At 57.2% G+C, this 18,963-nt stretch carries 14 protein-coding genes and 1 pseudogene; 13 read left to right on the forward strand and 2 right to left on the reverse strand.

The features are described from left to right. Positions 1–630: 630 nt before the first annotated feature. The 5 genes from HMPREF3042_RS04740 (at position 631) to HMPREF3042_RS04760 (ending at position 5,068) form a co-directional block, all read left to right on the forward strand. On the forward strand, positions 631–1,803 hold the full coding sequence (locus tag HMPREF3042_RS04740) for an ornithine cyclodeaminase family protein (protein WP_070856261.1): 1,173 nt from the start codon (positions 631–633) through the stop codon (positions 1,801–1,803). A gap of 162 nt (positions 1,804–1,965) precedes the next feature. Continuing rightward, a complete protein-coding gene (gene glnA, locus HMPREF3042_RS04745) occupies positions 1,966–3,423 on the forward strand; it encodes a type I glutamate--ammonia ligase (protein WP_070856263.1) in 1,458 nt (485 codons plus the stop codon). A gap of 173 nt (positions 3,424–3,596) precedes the next feature. Next, on the forward strand, positions 3,597–3,791 hold the full coding sequence (locus tag HMPREF3042_RS04750) for a PspC domain-containing protein (RefSeq protein WP_038625912.1): 195 nt from the start codon (positions 3,597–3,599) through the stop codon (positions 3,789–3,791). A 51-nt stretch (positions 3,792–3,842) separates the two neighbouring features. After that, positions 3,843–4,133 carry a PspC domain-containing protein gene (locus HMPREF3042_RS04755; protein WP_070856265.1) on the forward strand — a complete coding sequence of 97 codons (291 nt, stop codon included), beginning with the start codon at positions 3,843–3,845 and terminating at the stop codon, positions 4,131–4,133. A 308-nt stretch (positions 4,134–4,441) separates the two neighbouring features. Beyond that, entirely contained in the window at positions 4,442–5,068 is a 627-nt protein-coding gene (locus HMPREF3042_RS04760) for a hypothetical protein (protein ID WP_070856267.1), read from the forward strand. 131 nt (positions 5,069–5,199) lie between these two features. On the opposite strand, the gene HMPREF3042_RS04765 is transcribed toward HMPREF3042_RS04760, so the two are convergent. Further along, entirely contained in the window at positions 5,200–5,817 is a 618-nt protein-coding gene (locus HMPREF3042_RS04765; RefSeq protein ID WP_049181595.1) for a DNA-3-methyladenine glycosylase I, read from the reverse strand. Positions 5,818–5,869: 52 nt separating this feature from the next. Beyond that, positions 5,870–6,787, reverse strand: a complete 918-nt coding sequence (locus tag HMPREF3042_RS04770) for a 2-dehydropantoate 2-reductase (protein WP_070856269.1) — start codon at positions 6,785–6,787, stop codon at positions 5,870–5,872. 262 nt (positions 6,788–7,049) lie between these two features. On the opposite strand from HMPREF3042_RS04770, the gene HMPREF3042_RS04775 reads away from it, so the two are divergent. From HMPREF3042_RS04775 to HMPREF3042_RS04805, 8 genes and pseudogenes are all read left to right on the forward strand, one after another. Then, positions 7,050–9,170, forward strand: a complete 2,121-nt coding sequence (locus HMPREF3042_RS04775; protein ID WP_070856271.1) for a glucose PTS transporter subunit IIA — start codon at positions 7,050–7,052, stop codon at positions 9,168–9,170. A gap of 65 nt (positions 9,171–9,235) precedes the next feature. Continuing rightward, a pseudogene (locus HMPREF3042_RS10980) lies at positions 9,236–10,051 on the forward strand (PRD domain-containing protein); the annotation flags it as partial. A 177-nt stretch (positions 10,052–10,228) separates the two neighbouring features. Further along, positions 10,229–10,495 carry an HPr family phosphocarrier protein gene (locus HMPREF3042_RS10985; protein WP_246816233.1) on the forward strand — a complete coding sequence of 89 codons (267 nt, stop codon included), beginning with the start codon at positions 10,229–10,231 and terminating at the stop codon, positions 10,493–10,495. A gap of 88 nt (positions 10,496–10,583) precedes the next feature. Continuing rightward, positions 10,584–12,275: a phosphoenolpyruvate--protein phosphotransferase gene (ptsP, locus tag HMPREF3042_RS04785; protein ID WP_070600879.1), complete on the forward strand. Its 1,692-nt coding sequence runs from the start codon at positions 10,584–10,586 to the stop codon at positions 12,273–12,275. A 465-nt stretch (positions 12,276–12,740) separates the two neighbouring features. After that, positions 12,741–14,144, forward strand: a complete 1,404-nt coding sequence (gene brnQ / locus HMPREF3042_RS04790) for a branched-chain amino acid transport system II carrier protein (RefSeq protein ID WP_070600880.1) — start codon at positions 12,741–12,743, stop codon at positions 14,142–14,144. A gap of 80 nt (positions 14,145–14,224) precedes the next feature. Further along, a complete protein-coding gene (locus tag HMPREF3042_RS04795; RefSeq protein WP_141750499.1) occupies positions 14,225–15,469 on the forward strand; it encodes a dicarboxylate/amino acid:cation symporter in 1,245 nt (414 codons plus the stop codon). Between the two features lie 123 nt (positions 15,470–15,592). Continuing rightward, positions 15,593–17,041, forward strand: coding sequence for a threonine synthase (thrC, locus tag HMPREF3042_RS04800; protein ID WP_070600882.1), 1,449 nt, complete (start codon positions 15,593–15,595; stop codon positions 17,039–17,041). A gap of 135 nt (positions 17,042–17,176) precedes the next feature. Next, positions 17,177–18,961: a thiamine pyrophosphate-binding protein gene (locus HMPREF3042_RS04805; RefSeq protein ID WP_246822318.1), complete on the forward strand. Its 1,785-nt coding sequence runs from the start codon at positions 17,177–17,179 to the stop codon at positions 18,959–18,961. Positions 18,962–18,963 lie beyond the last annotated feature (2 nt).

Here is an 18,963-nt window from a genome sequence, read left to right on the forward strand (position 1 = left end):
GGCCATAAGTGAACAGCGCATCGACAAGTGACAGGGTGGGGGGATACCGTGCGCATAAGAGCCTGACAGCCGTCGATAAGTGACGAAAAATCGTCGACAAGTGAAGGAAAATCATCGATAAGTGCCAGAAAATTGGCCATAAGTGCGAGGGTGGCGCTAGGGAGAACGCGAGGGACGAATGCGGGGGCGGCTACCAAGGGTGGATGGGGCATGCTGCGAAGGTAGGATGCCCGGCAATCACGCCCGTTGAACCAGAAATGTGTCGCAGATTAATAACATGTGACAAAGTTCACAAACATTGATGTGTGGGAGGATAATTCACTCATCGGTAATCGTTCTGAACAATTATCAATTGTGCATGTCGAAGTAGTTATTACGGGCAACTTATTGACGGAAATTGGACTCCATCGCTATGACCGTCGTAAAGCGGAAATGGAGTGCTGAAGACTGCGTAAACGCCCCTACGCTGTGGCTTTTCCGTATGGTGGTAGGACAAACCCCCTCGGAAATGGCGACTCGAGAGCCCACGCCGAGGCATTTGATTGATTCTGGAGAGCATGCATCTGGAATTTCTTAAGCACCGCTGCCGCATATGGTGGCCGATGAACATTAAGAAGGATTTGAGCATTCTTGACTAACGAAAACGCTGCCAACCCAGAAAACTCAACTCGCATTGATTTTCTCTACCTCAGCGAACCTGACATGGTTGAAGCTGGCGTCACGGATTTCGCTAAGTGTGTTGAGACCATGGAAGAAACCCTGATTCTGCTGGCTGACGGCGACTACCGCATGGCTGGCGCTTCCGCTAACTCCCACGGTGCCCAGGTCAACTTCCCGGATAATCCAATCCATGAGGGTATGCCGGCAAATGGCCCTGACCGTCGTTTCATGGCAATGCCCGCCTACCTCGGTGGTCGCTTCAATGGCGCAGGCGTTAAGTGGTACGGCTCCAATGCCGAGAACCGCCAGAACGACCTGCCACGTTCGATCCACCTGTTCATTCTCAACGATGCAATTACGGGTGCGCCGAAGGCTGTCATGTCGGCAAACCTCCTTTCGGCATACCGCACTGGCGCTGTCCCGGGTGTCGGCGTCAAGCACCTGGCCGTCGAAGATGCCGAGGTCGTTGGCATCATTGGCCCGGGTGTTATGAGCCGCACCATTCTCGGCTCTGCTATGTCACAGCGTCCGAGCATCAAGAAGGTTAAGGTCAAGGGCCGCTCCCAGGCCTCGACGCAGAAGGCTGTCGATTGGATTAAGAACGAGTTCCCACAGCTGGAAGAGGTCCGTATCGTCGAGACCGAAGAAGAGGCCATCCGCGACTCCGACATCCTCATCGCCGGCACCTCGACTTCCTCCGATGGCCCGTCCGGTTTCCCGTACTTCAAGAAGGAGTACCTGAAGCCCGGCGCGCTGCTGCTCATGCCGGCCGCTGCACGCCTCGACGACGACTTCGTGCGTTCCGACGACTGCAACCTCGTCGTTGACTACACCGGCCTGTACGAAGAGTGGTTCAACGAGAACGGCCCAGACGTGACCTATGAGCGCTTGCTCGGTATTCCGGGTAACCGCTGGTGGGACATGAAGGAAGAGGGCACTCTTCCCGCCGAGAAGCTTGTCAACATTGGCGATATCGCCTCCGGTAAGGCCCCGGGACGCCAGAACGACGAGGAAATCTTCTGCTACTCCATCGGCGGTATGCCGGTCGAGGACGTTGCTTGGGCTACCGATGTCTACGACAACGCCCTGGCAAAGGGCATCGGCACCAAGCTGAACCTGTGGGATGTTCCGCTGCTGAAGTAGCTGACACGGACTGTGTGGGCTCGATTAACCATGAGTTCGAGCCCCACCTCAACGCTCCGCCCCACGCACAAAACAAGCCGCACAATTTCATAGTGACCAGCAAGTTCGACAAGACGACCAACAAGCTCAACAAGCTAGACGCGAAGTAGGCGAATTTTACCAATGGGTAAGTTCAAACCCAGCAGTGACCAGACAACTCCGGAAGGGATCCAACGATTCATCCGGGACAATGACATTCGCTGGGTAGACGTCCAGTTCACCGACGTTCCCGGCATCGAACAGCACCTGACCGTTCCGGTATCCGAGTTTGATGAGGACTCAGCCTATGAGGGCCTCGCCTTCGACGGATCGTCCATTGCGGGTTACACCTCGGTGGATAACTCCGACATGATGCTGCTGCCCGACCTGGACACGGCTTTCATCGACCCGTTCCGCAAGTCGAAGACGCTGAACATGAAGTTCTTCGTCCACGACCCGCACACCCGCGAGCCGTTTAGCCGAGATCCGCGCAATATTGCCCGCAAGGCCGAGAACTACCTGAACGAGCTGGGCTTCGCCGATACTTGTAACTTCGGCGCCGAAGCAGAGTTCTACATCTTCGACTCTGTCCGCTACGACTCCACCTCGAATAAGTCCTTCCACGAGGTTGACTCGGTTGAGGGCTGGTGGAACTCGGGTGTGAAGGTCAATCCGGACGGATCGCGCAACCTGGGCCACAAGGTGCGTACCAAGGGCGGCTACTTCCCTACTGCTCCGTATGACCACATGCAGGATCTTCGTGACGAAATCGGTGAGCACCTGCAAGATGTTGGCTTCCATGTTGAGCGCTCCCACCACGAGATGGGCTCGGGTGGTCAGCAGGAGATTAACTACCGTTTCAATACCCTGCTGCACGCCGCCGATGACATGCAGACTTTCAAGTACGTGGTGAAGAACACCGCCAAGTTCAACCAGAAGTCCGCTACCTTCATGCCGAAGCCGCTGGCAGGCGATGGCGGCTCTGGCATGCACATCCACCAGTCGCTGTGGAAGGATGGTAAGCCGCTGTTCCACGATGAGAACGGCTACGGTGGCCTGTCGGACATGGCGCGCTACTACATTGGCGGCATCCTGAAGCACGCCGGCGCAGTCCTGGCTTTCACCAACCCGACGATGAACAGCTACCACCGTCTGGTTCCGGGATTCGAGGCCCCCGTCAACTTGGTCTACAGCCAGGAGAACCGCTCGGCCGCCATCCGAATCCCGATTACCGGCGCAAACCCGAAGGCCAAGCGCATCGAGTTCCGCGCTCCGGACCCGTCGGGCAACCCGTACTTGGCTTTCACCGCCGCAATGATGGCTGGTCTCGACGGCATCAAGAACCGCATCGAGCCGGGCAAGCCGATTGACAAGGACCTCTACGAGCTGCCACCAGAGGAACTCAAGCACGTTCCCACCGTCCCGCATTCGCTGGAGGGTGCACTTAATGCACTGGAGGAGGACCACGAGTTCCTGCTCGCCGGTGATGTCTTCACCCAGGATCTCATCGACGCGCACATCCGCTACAAGTTCGAGCAGGAGATCATGCCGGCACGCCTGCGCCCGACGACGCAGGAGTTCGAGCTCTACTACGACTGCTAGCACTCGCCCAGTAAAACTCGCTTGACGACGCCCAACACCGCTACCCCACCTAACCGTCTTGGGGTAGCGGTGTTTTTAGCTGGGGCATGCTGTTTAAGCCGGAACATTTAGTGAACATTTAGTAGAGCTAGCACCACTGCGAACTAAACGGATTAGGGCTACCCTTGATAAGTATGAACAACAAGTCACTGACCCGTTCCACCAATAACAAGATGGTTGCCGGTGTGCTCGGTGGGTTCGCTGAGTATTTCAACTGGGATGCGACTTTGCTGCGCGTTATATTTGTCGCGTCTTTCCTGATGCCAGGCCCGCAGTTTCTTCTCTACATTGCAGCATGGATTATCATGCCGAAGGAAACTTACGTATAAGCGCAATCAACCGGAAATACCTAAATATCCATACCTCGGAGTATTTATCTAATGAGCGACGCCGCTCCCGAAAGATCCACCAAGAAAATTTACCGCTCGCGTAATGACCGCCTCCTCGGTGGCGTCCTCGCAGGAATTGCGGAAAGCCAAGGTTGGGATATCACTTTCACGCGAATGGTCTATATCATCCTCCCCTGCATTGGATCGATGCTTGGCTGGAAGATTGGCGCTGGATTCGTAGCTCTTTACCTTTTGGCATGGTTCGTCCTGCCAGATGGCAAGTACACGCTTGACGACGATGCCCGCGGCTCCAACCCCACGGGGAAAGAAAATAAGCAATAAACGTCAAGCTTAATAAGATTGATACCTTTCCGTTACTCGCAACGCCCTCACCAGCACTATTCCAATTTCGCAATCACGTAAATTCGGTAACAAATAGTGCATAAAGTACACAGATTCACGCAGTTTGACTTGCACAAGCCTCAGAATTACCTAGTGTTCTTTCTGTAGGGCTTTGAAGCCACACCATCTTCCAATGCCTGATATTCGAAAGAACTGTCATTTTCTCTTTGAATTTAATTCGGGCAAATAGTGGAAGATGCCAATAATTGAATAGGTAACTTAGTTAGCTCTCAAGAAAGTGGTTTGAAATGCAGAACAAGAAGATGACCCGTATCGCTACCGCAATCGTCGGCTCCGCCGCTCTTCTCGGCGGTCTGGCTGCATGTTCTTCCGATGATGCACAGGATGCTGCTAACAACGCCAAGGATCAGGCTGGCCAGGTAGCAACCGACGCCACTGATAAGGCTGGCGACGCTATGAACGGCGCTAAGGACAAGGCTGGCGAGGCTGCTGATGGCGCTAAGGACAAGGCTAACGAGGCTATGAACGGTCTGGGTCTGGGCGACGCTGCTGGCGAGGATGTGGCAGAGGCTGACCTGCCTGAGTCCATCACCGAGGCTGCTTCTTCCTTCACCTCCCCATACGGTACTGAAGCTGGCGAGTTCAAGTCCGCTAAGAAGGTCGGCGACGCAGTTGCCGCTGAATACGAGAATGTCACCTTCGTTGAGTCCCCGGAGACCAACGGTGCACAGCCGCTGATTGGTAAGATTCGCGAGACCTGGGTTGCCAACGGTGCACTGGAAAACGAGATTGGTCTGCCGACCGCTCCGGAGTCCGAGATTGAAAACGGCTGGGAGCAGCCGTTCACTAAGGACACCATGAAGTGGACTTCTGAGGACGGCCAGAACTACTCCGACTCCTACGAGAACAAGTAGTTCTACACGAACCGAAAGATTTTGAGCGTGCCGGGTGGCACGCTCTTTTTCTTTCCGCTTAGCTAGTCACATTCCCCACTTACCTAGTTTCCCACTCACCTAGTTTCCCACTCACCTAGTTTCCCCCTCGCCTAGTCAAAAACGCCAGATGCACCGCGCCGATGTGCGCCAACAATGTTGATATCGACAATCCCCACGGCAGCCATTGATGCAAAGACCGTGGTGGGGCCTACGAACTTAAAACCGGCTTTCTTCAATGCCTTGGCAAGCGCCTTGGACTCCTCGGAGAAGCTGGGAACCTCTTCGATTGAACGTGGCTCCGGAGACTTCTCCGGTTTAAACGACCACATCAGCTCGGCTAAGCCGCCGTGCTCACGCAGAGCAATAGTCGCCTCGGCGTTATTGATTACTGCGGTTATCTTCCTGCGATTCCGAATGATCCGTTCATCATTCATCAATCTTTCGACATCTTCGTCATCGAAATCAGCAACCGCATCGGGGTCGAAGTTCGCAAAGGCTTGCTGAAACGCGGGCCGCTTCTTCAAAACTGTCTCCCACGACAGTCCCGCCTGAAATACTTCCAGGCTGAGCCGTTCGAATAGTCCTTGCTCATCACGCACCGGCATCCCCCACTCGGTATCGTAATATTCTCTCAGCAGCTCGCTGTGAGCCGCCCACGCCGGTCGAGCCAATTCATCCTCACCGATGATGAGCCCATTGTTTTCCGTGTAGTCCGATCCAATTTTCATCAGTCTTTCCAATCCCCCAATTCCGGTTTGATTTAACTGCGCGCCGCAGCTGTTAATCCTCGTGGTTCTGTTGACGCCCAACCAGAGCGCCATACACCAGATCGAGTGTCGGTGTTTCCACTGACACCTTCTGCCCCATCCGGCGGATTGCGCCAATCTGGGCATCGAGCTCATTGGCAAGCCCTGCTGTGTAGTCGCGCTGCATCGACGAGGTGTTGTCGTAGCCCTGCGCATCAGCAAAGGCCAAGGTTCGTGGCACGATATCGTCCGGAAGCGCGACACCACAGGCGCGACCAACTGCTTCGGTTTCTTCAAACATCCGAGTCAAGCTGTCACGCATTTCCTCACGCAGGTAGCCAATCGGGCTATCAGCCAGGGCACCCAGGGCACCGAGGTTGGCCACGAACATCGCCTTTGCCCAGATATCGCCCCAGATATCCGGCAGTTGCTCGCCTCCCAGTCCGGCTGCATGCAGCGCCTCGATAACTTCCCCGACTAGGTCATTGGTGGAGCCATCAAATGTGCCGATGTTCAAACTCATCGGCCCAGGACGGAAAGTGACTTCCGCGGGGCCGGTGTGGATAAAGAAACCGCGGATAACGCCCGGGAACACCTTGTCCTCGCCGAAGCGCTGTGCTGCTAAGTACGGGATTTCCACCGAGTTATGGGTGGTGACCACCGCCGCTCCGGCCGGAACTTGCGGGAAGGGATCGTTGCCCGGCAGCGCCTTGGTCGCCGCAAGCACAACATCGACATCGATGCCATCGGCGGTGAGTTTATCCCAGTTATCAGCCGCCTTGACGGGGATAATGCTGCGCTCCCCGTGTTCGTCGATAAGCGTGAGCCCCACCTCACGGAGACGTGTCAGGGTCTCACCGCGGGCGAGAAAGACAACGTCATACCCCGCTTGCACAAGACGACCACCAAACCAGCCGCCCACAGCTCCTACACCTAAAACTCCAATCCTCATAGCTGCCACCTTACGACTTCCGTGTTGAGCGCGAAGGAAGTTGCATGCGGTTGTCCACAGGAAATCTAAGCTATCCCCAAATATGAAATTTGAGCTTGAATTACTCCCTTGCCAAAACTACGTAAAGCGGAGTAGGGTCAAAGTCAATAGATATCAACCCAGGGTTGTTACTCTTTTGAGGCAAGACCTGAGGCCCACAGTTCGTGGTGCCTCGGGTCTTTTTTGCGTTTAACGGCCCTGTCTACCGTGAAAGAAGGTCACGATGGGGTCGTCAAAAGATTCCAACGCGAGGGCAATAGTTGAAAACCTCGGTGGGCCCGGAAACATCACGAGCCTGACGCACTGTGCGACGCGTCTACGCTTTGAACTCGGTGATGTCTCCAAAATTGACGAGGACAAGATTGACAAGGTGCCGGGCGTGCTCGGCGTCGTTCACCAGGGCGATAACCGCTACCAGGTCATCTGTGGCGGTGGTGTCGAGTCGATGTACACGGCAATTAAGCACCTGCCAGAGATGAAGGGGACAGGCGCAGTTGCCACTAAGTCCGATGCAGACGTAAAGGCAGAAGCCCGCTCGAAGGCACGCGGTAAGTACTCGTGGCTCGATAACTTCTTCGAGTACCTCTCCGATTCCTTCCGCCCGATTCTGGGCGTGCTGCTGGGTGCATCGCTGATTATCGCGATTGCCGCAGTTCTCGACGGCCTGAACATCGTCGACTTCCGCGCTGAAGATAAGTCCGCCACCTGGATTTTTGTCGATGCCATGTGGCGCAGTGTCTTCTACTTCCTGCCAATCATGGTCGCCTACAACGCAGCGAAGAAGCTGCGGGTCGATCCGTGGCTGGGCGCAGCTATCATGGCTGCACTAATGACGCCAGAGTTTATGAGTCTGCAGGATACTGAGCGCTTCTCGGACACTATCAAGACAGTCAACGAGGAGCTGGGCACCGAAACTTTCACCGCCAACATCTTCGGCCTGCCAATGCAGCTCAATGATTATGGCGGACAGGTCTTCGTACCACTAATCATGGTGGCCATCCTGGCAGTGGTCTACCACGGTTTGAAGAAGGTCTTCCCGGAGAATGTGCAGATGGTCTTCGTGCCGTTTATCTCCATGTTGATTATGATTCCGCTGACCGCTTTCCTCATCGGGCCACTGGGTATCTGGTTGGGCAACGGCATCGGCTCTGGCCTAGCATGGATGAACTCGAACGCACCGTTTGTGTTCGCAATTCTCATCCCGATGCTCTACCCGTTCCTCGTACCGCTTGGCCTGCACTGGCCACTGAATGCGCTGATGCTGGTCAATATCCAGACTCTCGGCTACGACTTCATCCAAGGCCCGATGGGGGCCTGGAACTTCGCCTGCTTCGGCGCAACTGCCGGTGTGCTGGTTCTTTCCATGCGCGACCACGACACTCAGATGCGCCAAACTGCAACGGGTGCACTCGCTGCCGGTCTTTTCGGCGGTATTTCCGAGCCGTCCCTCTACGGTATTCACCTGCGCTTTAAGAGGATCTACCCGCGTATGCTGCTCGGTTGTTTCGCCGGCGGTCTGACGATCGCCATCCTCTCCGCCCCGTACGGTGGCGTGACAACCAACGCCTTCGTCTTTACCTCTCTGATTACCACTGTCGTGTTCAAGCCGATCTGGGTCTACTTGATCTCCATCGCTGTGGCGTTCTTCGTTGCCATGTTCGCCATCATTCTCACCGACTACCGCACGCCAGAAGAGAAGGCTGAGGCCGAGGCCGCAGGCGCCGCAGAGCTCGACGACGAGCCCAGCGACGACACCCCGGAAACTGCCTCAAGTGACTCCGCTTCCGCTCCCGCTGGAACTTCAGGCGAAAGCGGCTCCGGCGTCGAAACTGCAGCTCCTGCTGCTGCAGCCGCTGGCGCAGGTGGTGTAGCAACCTCCGTTGCTACCAAGCCCGCACAGGTGCAAGCCCCGGTTTCCGGTGAGGTTATCACTCTTGCCGAGGCCGGCGACGCGGTCTTTGCCTCCGGTGCTCTCGGTGACGGGGTCGGCATCAAACCGACCAGCTCCACCGTGGTCGCACCCGTATCCGGCACGCTGATGACCGTGGCCAAGACCGGTCACGCCTTCGGTATCAAGACCGATGACGGTGTGGAGGTTCTCGTCCATGTCGGTATCGACACGGTCAAGATGGCCGGCGAGGGCTTCGATGTCCAGGTTGTCAAGAAGCAGCAAGTCGAGGCCGGCGATGTTCTCGCCGAGGTCGACTTCGACAAGGTCAAGGAAGCTGGATACTCCACCACGACGCTAATGACCATCACCAATACCAAGAAGATGACCAAGGTCACTCCGCTCACCGGCAACTCCGTCCGGGCCGGCGACACGGTCATCGAAGTTCAGCCATAATTGATTTCTAGAAGGCATACCGGCCTGAAATCCCTCAACTTATCGAGGAGTTCACGGTTACCGACATGGAAATCCTGAGAGTATTCAATAACAACGTGGTCCTGGCCAAGGACGCGACCGGCGAGAAAATCATCACCGGCCGTGGCATTGGGTTCAAGGCCCGCCCGGGGCAGCCGGTTGATTCGAGCAAAGTTGTTCGAATCTTTGTCCCAGCGGAAGGCCGCGATCCGGACCATATTGCCACGATGCTCACAGAGATTCCGTTGGCCCACATCACTCTTGTGACCGATGCGGTAACCGCGGCCGGTCTGCCGGAATCAATGACAAAGAACGCTTCCCTTCTTGTGGCGTTGGCCGATCACATTGGTTTCGCCATCATGAGGGCAGCTAACGGGCAGCGAGCTGATTACCCACTGCTCGCGGAAGTCAGCCAACTTTATAGTGAAGAGTACGCGCAAGCGCAGGCCATTTTGTCGCATATCAACCGCGCTCTCAATGACCGTCGTATAGCGCCACTGCCCCGTTCAGAAGCGGTGGCGATTACGTTGCATCTGGTCAATGCCGGTTTTGCCACGGGTGATCTGAGCTTCACCTACACCATGACGGGCGTGCTGCAGCAGCTGCTAACAATCATTGAAAGTGATTTTGGCATCACGCTGGAGCCAGAGACTGTCAATGTGGGGCGCTTCATCACGCACCTGCGCTACCTGTTCGTCCGGATTGCCAAGCATGAGCAGTTGAAAGACCACTCCTCCGCTATTGGCCAGGCCATCCGTGACTCTTCCCCAGAGGCATATCGTTGCGCACAGCGCATCTCCGCAGTCATTGAACTGCGTCTGGGGTCGGGGCTAACGGAAGACGAAATTTCCTACCTCACCCTGCACATTGCACGCATTGTGCAGGCAGCGGCTGTATCTCCCACCGCCTCCAGGGCTTCCCGGAGCGTGCGCGACGTTGATGCTAAGCAAGCACCAGCGGGCGGCGCACCCGCGGTGGGGTGTACAGGCCCTGTGCCTGAGTCAGATAATTCGACACACTCGACCCGAAAGGATTCAACCATGATTACTCGTACCGCTACCATCGGTTCCACCGTAGGCCTGCACGCTCGCCCGGCTTCCCTGTTCACTCAGGCTGCTGCTGAGTACGACTACGACATTGTCATTTCCCTCGATGACGAAGAGGCCGATGCCGCTTCGATCCTGGAGGTCATGACCCTCGGCGCTAAGCACGGTGATGAAGTCACGCTGAGCTGTGAGGACGACTCCGCAACTGCAGCTCTGGACGAGCTCGCTGCCATGCTCGAGCGCGACCTGGATGCCGAGTAAGCCCAGCTACAACACTCCTGGATAACACCACGGCACACCACGACCGACGGGTCTCCCCGCAGAGGTCCCGAAAAGGAGATCGGAAGCAATGAACGAACAGCACACTGTCATCTATGGCATCGGTGTCTCGACCGGTACGGCCAGCGCTGAAGTAGTAAAGGTACTCCCCGCTCCGGGAGTTGATACCCAAGAGCCGTCGTCGACCGACCCTGTCGCCGATGGTGAGCGCGTCCGCGCAGCGATGGCCAACGTCGCAGAGTCGCTGAAGAAGCAGGCTGAGCATTCCAGCCCGCAGGCGCGTCCGATTCTGGAGGCCACTGCGCAACTGGCTTCCGATAGGGCACTCGCCAAGGCTGTGGTGAAGAAACTCAAGGCGGGCTCCGGCGTCACCCAGGCAGTTCACGATGCCGTTGAAGACTACGCGCAGCTCCTCGCAAGCCTCGGCGGCTACATGGCTGAACGTGTCACCGACCTCTACGATGTTCGCGACCGCACGATTTGCGAGCTGCGCGGCCTGCCAAAGCCGGGCGTCCCGGATGTCTCCACCCCCACTATTCTGCTTGCCGACGATCTCGCTCCCGCCGAAACCGTGGGGCTTGATCCCGAGTTGGTCGTAGGCATCGCCACCGCTGGTGGCGGGCCTACCAGCCACACGGCTATCCTCGCAGCTCAGCTGGGCATTCCGGCCGTCGTTAAGGCGAAGGGCGTCATGAAATTTAAGGCCGGTACCTTTGTCGCCATTGACGGTGGCGCCGGTGAGGTGATTGCGAATCCGACCGCCGATGAGGTCGCCGAGTTGGAAGAGCGCGCTCGTCGCCGGGAAGCCGCCCTGGCACAGTCTGTGGGCGCAGGCAAGACCGCTGATGGTTACCCTGTGAATCTGCTGGCCAACATTGGTACGGCGGAAGATGGTGAGTCTGCAGCAGCGCAGGATAATGAGGGCACTGGCCTGTTCCGTACTGAGTTCCTTTTCCTCGACCGCGACAAGGCTCCGAGTTTGGAAGAACAAACGGAAACCTACACTCGTGTGCTGAAGGCATTCGGTGAGCGACGCGTGGTTGTGCGCACACTGGATGCGGGTGCGGATAAGCCGCTGAGCTTTGCCGACCTAGGCGAGGAAGAAAACCCGGCGCTGGGTCGCCGCGGACTGCGCCTGTCACAGGCTCGGGAAGATTTGCTGGATACGCAGCTGGATGCACTCGCCGCTGCGTTTGATGCCACCGGCCGCAAGGCTGACCTGCGGGTTATGGCTCCGATGATAGCAACGGTCGAAGAAACAAAGTGGTTTGCGGACAGGGCGCGTGAGCGTGGCCTGCCGAAGGTCGGCATCATGATTGAGGTCCCCGCAGCAGCAATTCGCGCGAAGCAGCTGCTGTCCATCGTGGACTTTGCCTCCATTGGTACTAACGACTTGTCGCAGTACACTATGGCGGCCGACCGCATGCAGGGGGCTCTGGCGGATCTGCTTTCCCCGTGGCAACCAGCGGTACTGCAAATGATTAAGTCCGCATGCAAGGGCGGCAATGCTACCGGCAAGCCCATTAGCGTCTGCGGTGAAGCCGGCGGTGACCCGCTGCTGGCACTGGTCCTGGTGGGTCTCGGCGTGAGCTCGCTGTCCATGGCTTCCAAGAAGGTACCGGCCGTCCGCGCCGCTCTCCGCCTCCACGACCGCGCTACCTGCCAGCAGATGGCAGCGTACGCTGTCGATGCCGAGACTGCGGCCGATGCGAAGGCCGCAGTGACCGCGCTTGTGAATCCGAAGGTGAAGGATCTGCTGTAGAGCGACGGAATTATTACTGAGCCCGGCGCACACACGGTCAGCGTAAAAGTGTGTGCCAGGCTCTTTCTTTATTGGCGCATCGATCGATCACGAGCAGCAAACTTTCTGGGAATTTTCTTGATTTTCCCTCTCTCGAACGCCCCATTAGGATAAATAGAGTGCCTTCGTCGGCACCACCAACGCCGTCGAAGCCCCTTAATAGTTCAAATAAAGACGGCTCATACAAGCCGCAACTTAATTCACGCATCAGGCTCCACCCAGCCCGTGACAATTCACAATTTCACATTAAAGTGTCAGTTTTCGGCATCGTGGCCTGTCATCTACATGGGCACACGAACTGCAATTGCGCTGCTGTAACGGGCGTTTGCGCCACCGCAGCACCAGCGACAACGGCGTCGCCACAGCAGCATGCAGCATCGCCCTTGACCTTACGGGCGACACTAATTTAGAAAGAACACAATTCTCATGACCAAGTCGAGCGGAGTGGAGTCCCCGAAGTCTTTCGCTTCCATAATCGTTGTTACAGCGCTCATGCTGTTTTCGATGTTCTTCGGCGCGGGCAACCTCATCTTCCCGCCGAAGCTCGGAGTGGATTCCGGTACCAACTTTGGCCCCTCAATCACCGGCTTCCTGCTCACCGGTGTGGCGTTGCCAGTTCTGGCCATCATCGCCATCGCCATTTCAGGCAGCAATTTACGTGACCTAGCGTTCCGCGCGGGCCGCATCTTTTCCCTGAGCTTCCCGGTAATCGCATACCTTTCCATCGGTGCTTTCTACGCTCTGCCGCGTACCGGTGCCGTGTCATACGAAACCGGTGTCCAGCCGGTTTTCGGCAGTGATTCGCTGGCCGCCGCTGCGGCCTTCTACTTTGTTTTCTTCGGTATCGCCTTGGCATTGGCGTGGAATCCGAATGAAATTGTGTCCAAACTGGGCAAGATTCTCACCCCGGCTCTGCTGATTCTCTTGGTTGTATTGGTTGGAATGTCGGCATTCAAATTCGATGCCGCTCCGGCTGCGCCAATTGAAAAGTACTCCTCTACCCCATTTGCCTCCGGCCTAGTCGAGGGCTACCTCACCATGGACTCCATCGCCGGCCTTGCATTCGGCATCATTGTCATTTCTGCCCTCCGCGTCAGCGGTGTCCCAGAGGGCAAGCGTATGGTTCGCGGCACAATGATCTCAGGCCTGTTCGCCGGCATTTTGCTGGCCATCATCTACTTGGGATTGGGCTATGTCGGCCAGGTGCTGCCGAATGCTGCCTCCTTCGATAACGGCTCGGGCATCCTCGCAGAGGCTTCCAAACAGGCCATGGGTCAGGGCGGTCAGATTGTCTTCGGTCTCATCGTTCTGCTGGCATGCATGACCACAGCCGTCGGTCTGATTGCCGCAACCAGTGAGTTCTTCAATCTGCTGCTTCCGGGTATCAGTTACAAGGCCTGGGCGATTGTCTTCACGGTCATGTCCTTCGTAATGGCAACACAGGGGCTGTCTCAGGTACTGGCGATTGCCGCGCCGATTATCACCTTTATTTACCCGCCGGCAATCACGCTGATTGCACTGACGCTTCTCGACCCAGTCATTTCCTACTCCTTCAAGCTGTATTACACCTACCGCCTGGGCGTCTGGGTTGCCACCATCTGGTCGGGTATCTCAGTACTCTCCGGTTTGGGTGTCGGTGGTTCTGCTTTGGCGGACTTCCTTAGTCTCGTGCCTGGTCAGACCATCGAGTTCGGATGGTTCCTGCCGACTCTGGCAGCGGTGGTGATTGGTTACGCAATTGACGTCGTCACGCGAAAGCAGCGCGCAAATCGCCCGGCGAGTGTGCTTGCCGACGATGCCGTTACAGAAGAGGTAGCCGAAAAGGCGTAAAACCACACCCGGTCATTTGCGTTGCTTAACGTAAATACCGCACGCTAGAGAAGTAAATTCCATCCGAACAAGGATTGACTATGAGTACCCGAATGCGTTTTACGCAAACGCTCCTATTCCGCGTTATTGTCGCGATTATTCTGGGCATTGTCTGCAGCTTTTTCTTCCCGGAATGGCTGGCTCGAATTTTTGTCACTTTCAATGGCCTCTTTGGTAACTTTCTGGGCTTCTTTATTCCGGTGCTGATTTTTGCCCTCATCACGCCGGCGATTGCCAGCCTGGGCCGTGGTGCCGGAAAGTGGTTGGGTATTACCACTGCTATTGCCTACGGCTCGACGGTGTTTTCGGGCCTATTGGCCTACGCCGCTACCCAGGGGCTCTACCCTTGGCTGCTCGGCGCTGATCAGGCCGGTGCATCGGTGGATATTGATGAGGGCGCGCTGGGGAGCTTCTTCAATGTAGAGATGCCACCGCCGTTTGACGTCATGACCGCCCTGCTGCTGGCTTTCACGGTCGGCGTGGCGATGACCACCGTGAAGTCGGACTCGCTCTACCGCGGTGCGACACAGCTGCGCGATGTGATTATGAAGATCATCTCGGCGTTTATCATCCCGCTGCTGCCGATTTACATCTTCGGCATGTTCCTGTCTATGGGCATGAACGGCAACCTGACCACGACGCTGTCGATGTTCTTCAAGGTGCTCGTTCTGGCAGTCATCGGCACCGTGCTTCTGTTGGCAATCCAGTTCTCCATCGCGGGTGCCATCGCTGGCCGCAGCCCGTGGCAATCCCTGAAGAACATGCTGCCGGCCTACGCCACCGCGCTCGGCACCTCGTCCTCGGCCGCCACCATTCCGGTGACTTACAAGGCCGCGCTGAAGAATGGTGTCTCGGAGAAGGTCGCTGGCTTTACCGTGCCGCTGTGCGCGACCATTCACCTGGCCGGTTCGATGATGAAGATCATCCTGTTCGCGTTTGCGGTGATGTTCATGGCGGACAAGCCGGTTTCGCCGGGTATGGCCATCGGCTTCATTCTCACTTTGGGTATCACCATGATTGCGGCTCCGGGCGTTCCGGGTGGCGCAATTATGGCCGCGGTCGGTGTGCTGCAGTCCATGCTCGGCTTCGATCAGGAGCAGGTCGCTTTGATGATTGCCGCCTACATCGCCATCGACTCCTTCGGTACCGCATGCAATGTCACTGGTGACGGCGCAATTGCCATGATCGTTAACCGCTTCGCCAAGGATGACGTCGTCGACCGTTCCGAAGAGCTCAGCTTCGACGCGGAAGTGGCCAATTCCGCATCTTCCGCAGCCGAGGCCTGACTGGCTTCAGTGCATATGTAAAAATTAAAGAAAACATCCACCGGTCAACCCCGTCGCAATCTTTCACAAGGCCTTCTTATAGGCCGATGCGGCGGGTGTTGGCATACATGTAAGGGGCCCGCCTTGGACTTCATTTCGACTCGCGACCCAGAGCGCACGCCGCACAAGTTCTCAGACATTCTCCTGGGAGGTCTCGCTAACGACGGCGGCCTCTACCTGCCGGTCGAGTACCCACAGGTTGACGTTGCCACTTTGACGCGTTGGCGCTCCGTGCTTGTCGACGACGGTTACGCAGCCTTGGCTGCAGAGGTCGTCAGCCTTTTTGTGGACGACATTCCGCTGGAGGATTTGCGCGGTATCTGTGCACGGGCGTACACCTACCCGAAGTTTTCCGATCCGGATATTGTGCCGGTGACGAAGCTGGAAGATCAGCTCTACATCGGTCACTTGTCCATGGGCCCCACAGCGGCATTCAAGGATATGGCGATGCAGCTGCTCGGTGAGTTCTTCGAGTATGAGCTGGCTCGTCGTGGCGAGACCCTGAATATCCTCGGCGCCACCTCTGGTGACACGGGTTCCTCGGCCGAGTACGCAATGCGTGGCCGTGAGGGAATCAGCGTGTTCATGCTAACGCCGGCTGGTCGAATGACCGCTTTCCAGCAGGCTCAGATGTTTGGTCTGCAGGATGCCAACATTCACAACGTTGCCCTCGACGGTGTCTTCGATGATTGCCAGGACATCGTTAAGGCTGTCTCCGGTGACTTGGATTACAAGGCCAACCGCCACATTGGCGCAGTTAACTCCATCAACTGGGCTCGCCTGATGGCTCAGATTGTGTACTACGTCTCCTCGTGGATTCGTGTCACTGGCGGCAACAGTGCTGAGGCCGATAACTCGCAGAAGGTCAGCTTCAGTGTGCCGACCGGCAATTTCGGTGATATCTGCGCTGGTCATATTGCACGTCAGATGGGTGTGCCAATTGACCGCCTGATTGTGGCTACCAATGAAAACGATGTCTTGGATGAGTTCTTCCACACGGGCGCCTACCGCGTGCGCAGCGCTGCGGAGACACAGGCGACCTCTTCCCCATCGATGGATATCTCCCGCGCGTCTAACTTCGAGCGTTTCATCTTCGATCTGCTGGGGCGCGATGCTGAGCGGACTGCAGACCTCTTTGGTGTCAAGGTCAAGGAGGGCGGCTTCTCTCTTACTGCTGATCCAATCTTCCCGGAGGCTTCTGCCCAGTACGGGTTCCTCTCCGGTCGTTCCACCCACGCTGACCGCGTCGAGACCATCAAGGACTGCTGGGAGCGCCTGGAGGTCATGGTCGATCCGCACACCGCTGACGGCATCCACGTCGCCCGCGGCCTGGTAGACCAGGTATCCACCCCAATTGTCTGCCTGGAGACCGCCCTGCCGGTGAAATTCTCCGAGACCATCCTGGAAGCCACCGGCCGCGAGCCGGACTGCCCGGAGCGTTTCGCGGACATCATGAATGCCCCACGCCGCGTTACCGAGCTTCCGAACGATGTCGATGTGGTGAAGAAGTTCATCGACGACAACGTGGCTTAAAACCTGGCAAAGCCCAACGTCACCCCCATCCGCGCAGCGGCAATGTGGAATAGTGCCCTCTTTTTTAAGGGCAAACAGCATTATCTTGGGCTATAGGGCTGTTATTACCCCCGTGATTACCTCACAATTGTTCACATGAGTTTCACTCGAGTTAATAGCCGTCCTATGCCCCACGCGCCCGCGTCTTCCCCGCAGGAAGGTTCCCAAAAGACCACAACGGTCTCGCGGGCGCTGGCCGACACACTGGCCCAGCACTGCGACCACTGCTTCGGTCTCGTCGGCAATGCGAACTCCCACTTCACGTCAGCCCTTACTGAATCGGGATTCGGCTACTCCTCCGTCCGACACGAATCGGCTGCTGTCGGGGCCGCCGATGCCTTCCACCGCGCAGGCGGAGGGCTTGCTATCGCGACCGCCACTTGTGGCGCAGGATTCACCAATGCGCTAACCACTCTGGCGGAGGCTCGCGTAGCCCGTATCCCGCTTATTTTTGTCGTCGGCACGCACCCGGAACGCCCCCGCCCCTTTGACCTCAATCAGGCGGCGCTCCTCGACGCCCTCGACGTCTGCCATCGCACTGTTACTCCCGAGTCCGCGCTTGACGACGCAAACTTTGCGGTCCAGCACGCGCTGAGCTCTCGGCAGCCTGTCGTGCTGCTGCTCCCCTATGACCTCCAAGAAGCACCGATAACGGCATCTGCGTCTGAAACACAGTCAGCTAACCAGGAGCATCTACACACCAGCAGACCAGAATGGTTAGAGTCAACTGTCACGTCGCTGGCAGAGGAACTGCAGGCTGCCCGCCGCCCTCTCATTATTGCTGGTAGAGGTGTGCTACTCTCCGATACCGCCGAGCTAGTCCGCCGCATCGGGGACAGTGTAGGGGCACTGTTTATGCACTCAGCGATGGCTCGTCATGTGCTTTCCAGCCCGTGGCAGATTGGTACCGTGGGCGGTTTTGCGCATACGTGGCAGGTAGAACTAGCTCGACAGGCCGATATGGTGCTGTTCCTGGGAGCAAGCTTCAACGCTTTCCAAAACCGTGGCGGCAACATGTTTGCACCGGACGCGAAAATTATCCAGGTTGTAGACGAGCCCCATCCCGCCGCGCAGCCATCGGTGACACCGCTTTTGGCTAAGTTGGAGGAACTTCTGCCCGTCCTGGCCGAGCAGCTGGAGAAGCCCCTGGAATCTCGGGCGCAGACAGCCAAAGATAGCGCAATGGGTGAGCCTCTGGGATCGTCGTCAAGCACATGGCGTGCGGAGTTGAAGGCACTGCCGACGACAGCGCAGGTCGAGTCGCTGACGTGCGCGGATGGCCGGTTGGATCCGCGGGCGTGCCTGCAGTATCTAAATCGTATCCTGCCCCATGAGCGCGCTGTGTGTACTGACGGTGGCCATTTCCTGGGATGGGTTCCGAAGTATCTCGATGTACCTGGTCCGCAGCAGCAAGTGATTGTCGGCACGGCGATTCAGTCAATTGGTTTGGGCATGGGCTCGCTTGTCGGCCTCGCGGCAGCACGGCCCGAGGACTATTGCGTGCTAGTCGCCGGTGACGGTGGCGGCACGATGGGTATTGCGGATCTACCTGCGGCGATCGAGCAGCTGCGGCGTGGTCGTGGCGGTTGTGTGGTGTTCATTAACGATGCTGCCTACGGCGCGGAGCTGCACCAGTTTGGCGATGTCGGGTTGGACACCTCGTCCATGGAGATTGCCGACTACGACTTCGCCGCAGTCGGGCGTGCCTATGGCGCTCACGGTTTCAGTGTCGGCAAACCTGAGGACTTTGCCCAGCTCGACGCCTATTTCCATGACGTTTCCAACTTCGAGGAGGCTTCCGTTGCCGTAATTGACTTCAAGGTCTCACGGCTGGTGGTCGCGGACTTCGTGAAGGAAGTTCTGGCTAAGGCACAAAGGTAGTG

This window comes from Corynebacterium sp. HMSC074C05 (assembly GCF_001838325.1).
Lineage (GTDB): Bacteria > Actinomycetota > Actinomycetes > Mycobacteriales > Mycobacteriaceae > Corynebacterium > Corynebacterium amycolatum.

Excerpts from the sequence above, each read along its gene's own strand:
- ptsP (WP_070600879.1), top strand. The coding sequence starts at position 10,584 with ATGAACGAACAGCACACTGTCATCTATGGCATCGGTGTCTCGACCGGT.
- glnA (WP_070856263.1), top strand. The coding sequence starts at position 1,966 with ATGGGTAAGTTCAAACCCAGCAGTGACCAGACAACTCCGGAAGGGATC.
- HMPREF3042_RS04750 (WP_038625912.1), top strand. The coding sequence starts at position 3,597 with ATGAACAACAAGTCACTGACCCGTTCCACCAATAACAAGATGGTTGCC.
- brnQ (WP_070600880.1), top strand. The coding sequence starts at position 12,741 with ATGACCAAGTCGAGCGGAGTGGAGTCCCCGAAGTCTTTCGCTTCCATA.
- HMPREF3042_RS04805 (WP_246822318.1), top strand. The coding sequence starts at position 17,177 with ATGAGTTTCACTCGAGTTAATAGCCGTCCTATGCCCCACGCGCCCGCG.
- HMPREF3042_RS04770 (WP_070856269.1), bottom strand. The coding sequence starts at position 6,787 with ATGAGGATTGGAGTTTTAGGTGTAGGAGCTGTGGGCGGCTGGTTTGGT.
- HMPREF3042_RS04775 (WP_070856271.1), top strand. The coding sequence starts at position 7,050 with ATGGGGTCGTCAAAAGATTCCAACGCGAGGGCAATAGTTGAAAACCTC.
- HMPREF3042_RS04765 (WP_049181595.1), bottom strand. The coding sequence starts at position 5,817 with ATGAAAATTGGATCGGACTACACGGAAAACAATGGGCTCATCATCGGT.
- HMPREF3042_RS04795 (WP_141750499.1), top strand. The coding sequence starts at position 14,225 with ATGAGTACCCGAATGCGTTTTACGCAAACGCTCCTATTCCGCGTTATT.
- HMPREF3042_RS04755 (WP_070856265.1), top strand. The coding sequence starts at position 3,843 with ATGAGCGACGCCGCTCCCGAAAGATCCACCAAGAAAATTTACCGCTCG.
- HMPREF3042_RS10985 (WP_246816233.1), top strand. The coding sequence starts at position 10,229 with ATGATTACTCGTACCGCTACCATCGGTTCCACCGTAGGCCTGCACGCT.
- HMPREF3042_RS04760 (WP_070856267.1), top strand. The coding sequence starts at position 4,442 with ATGCAGAACAAGAAGATGACCCGTATCGCTACCGCAATCGTCGGCTCC.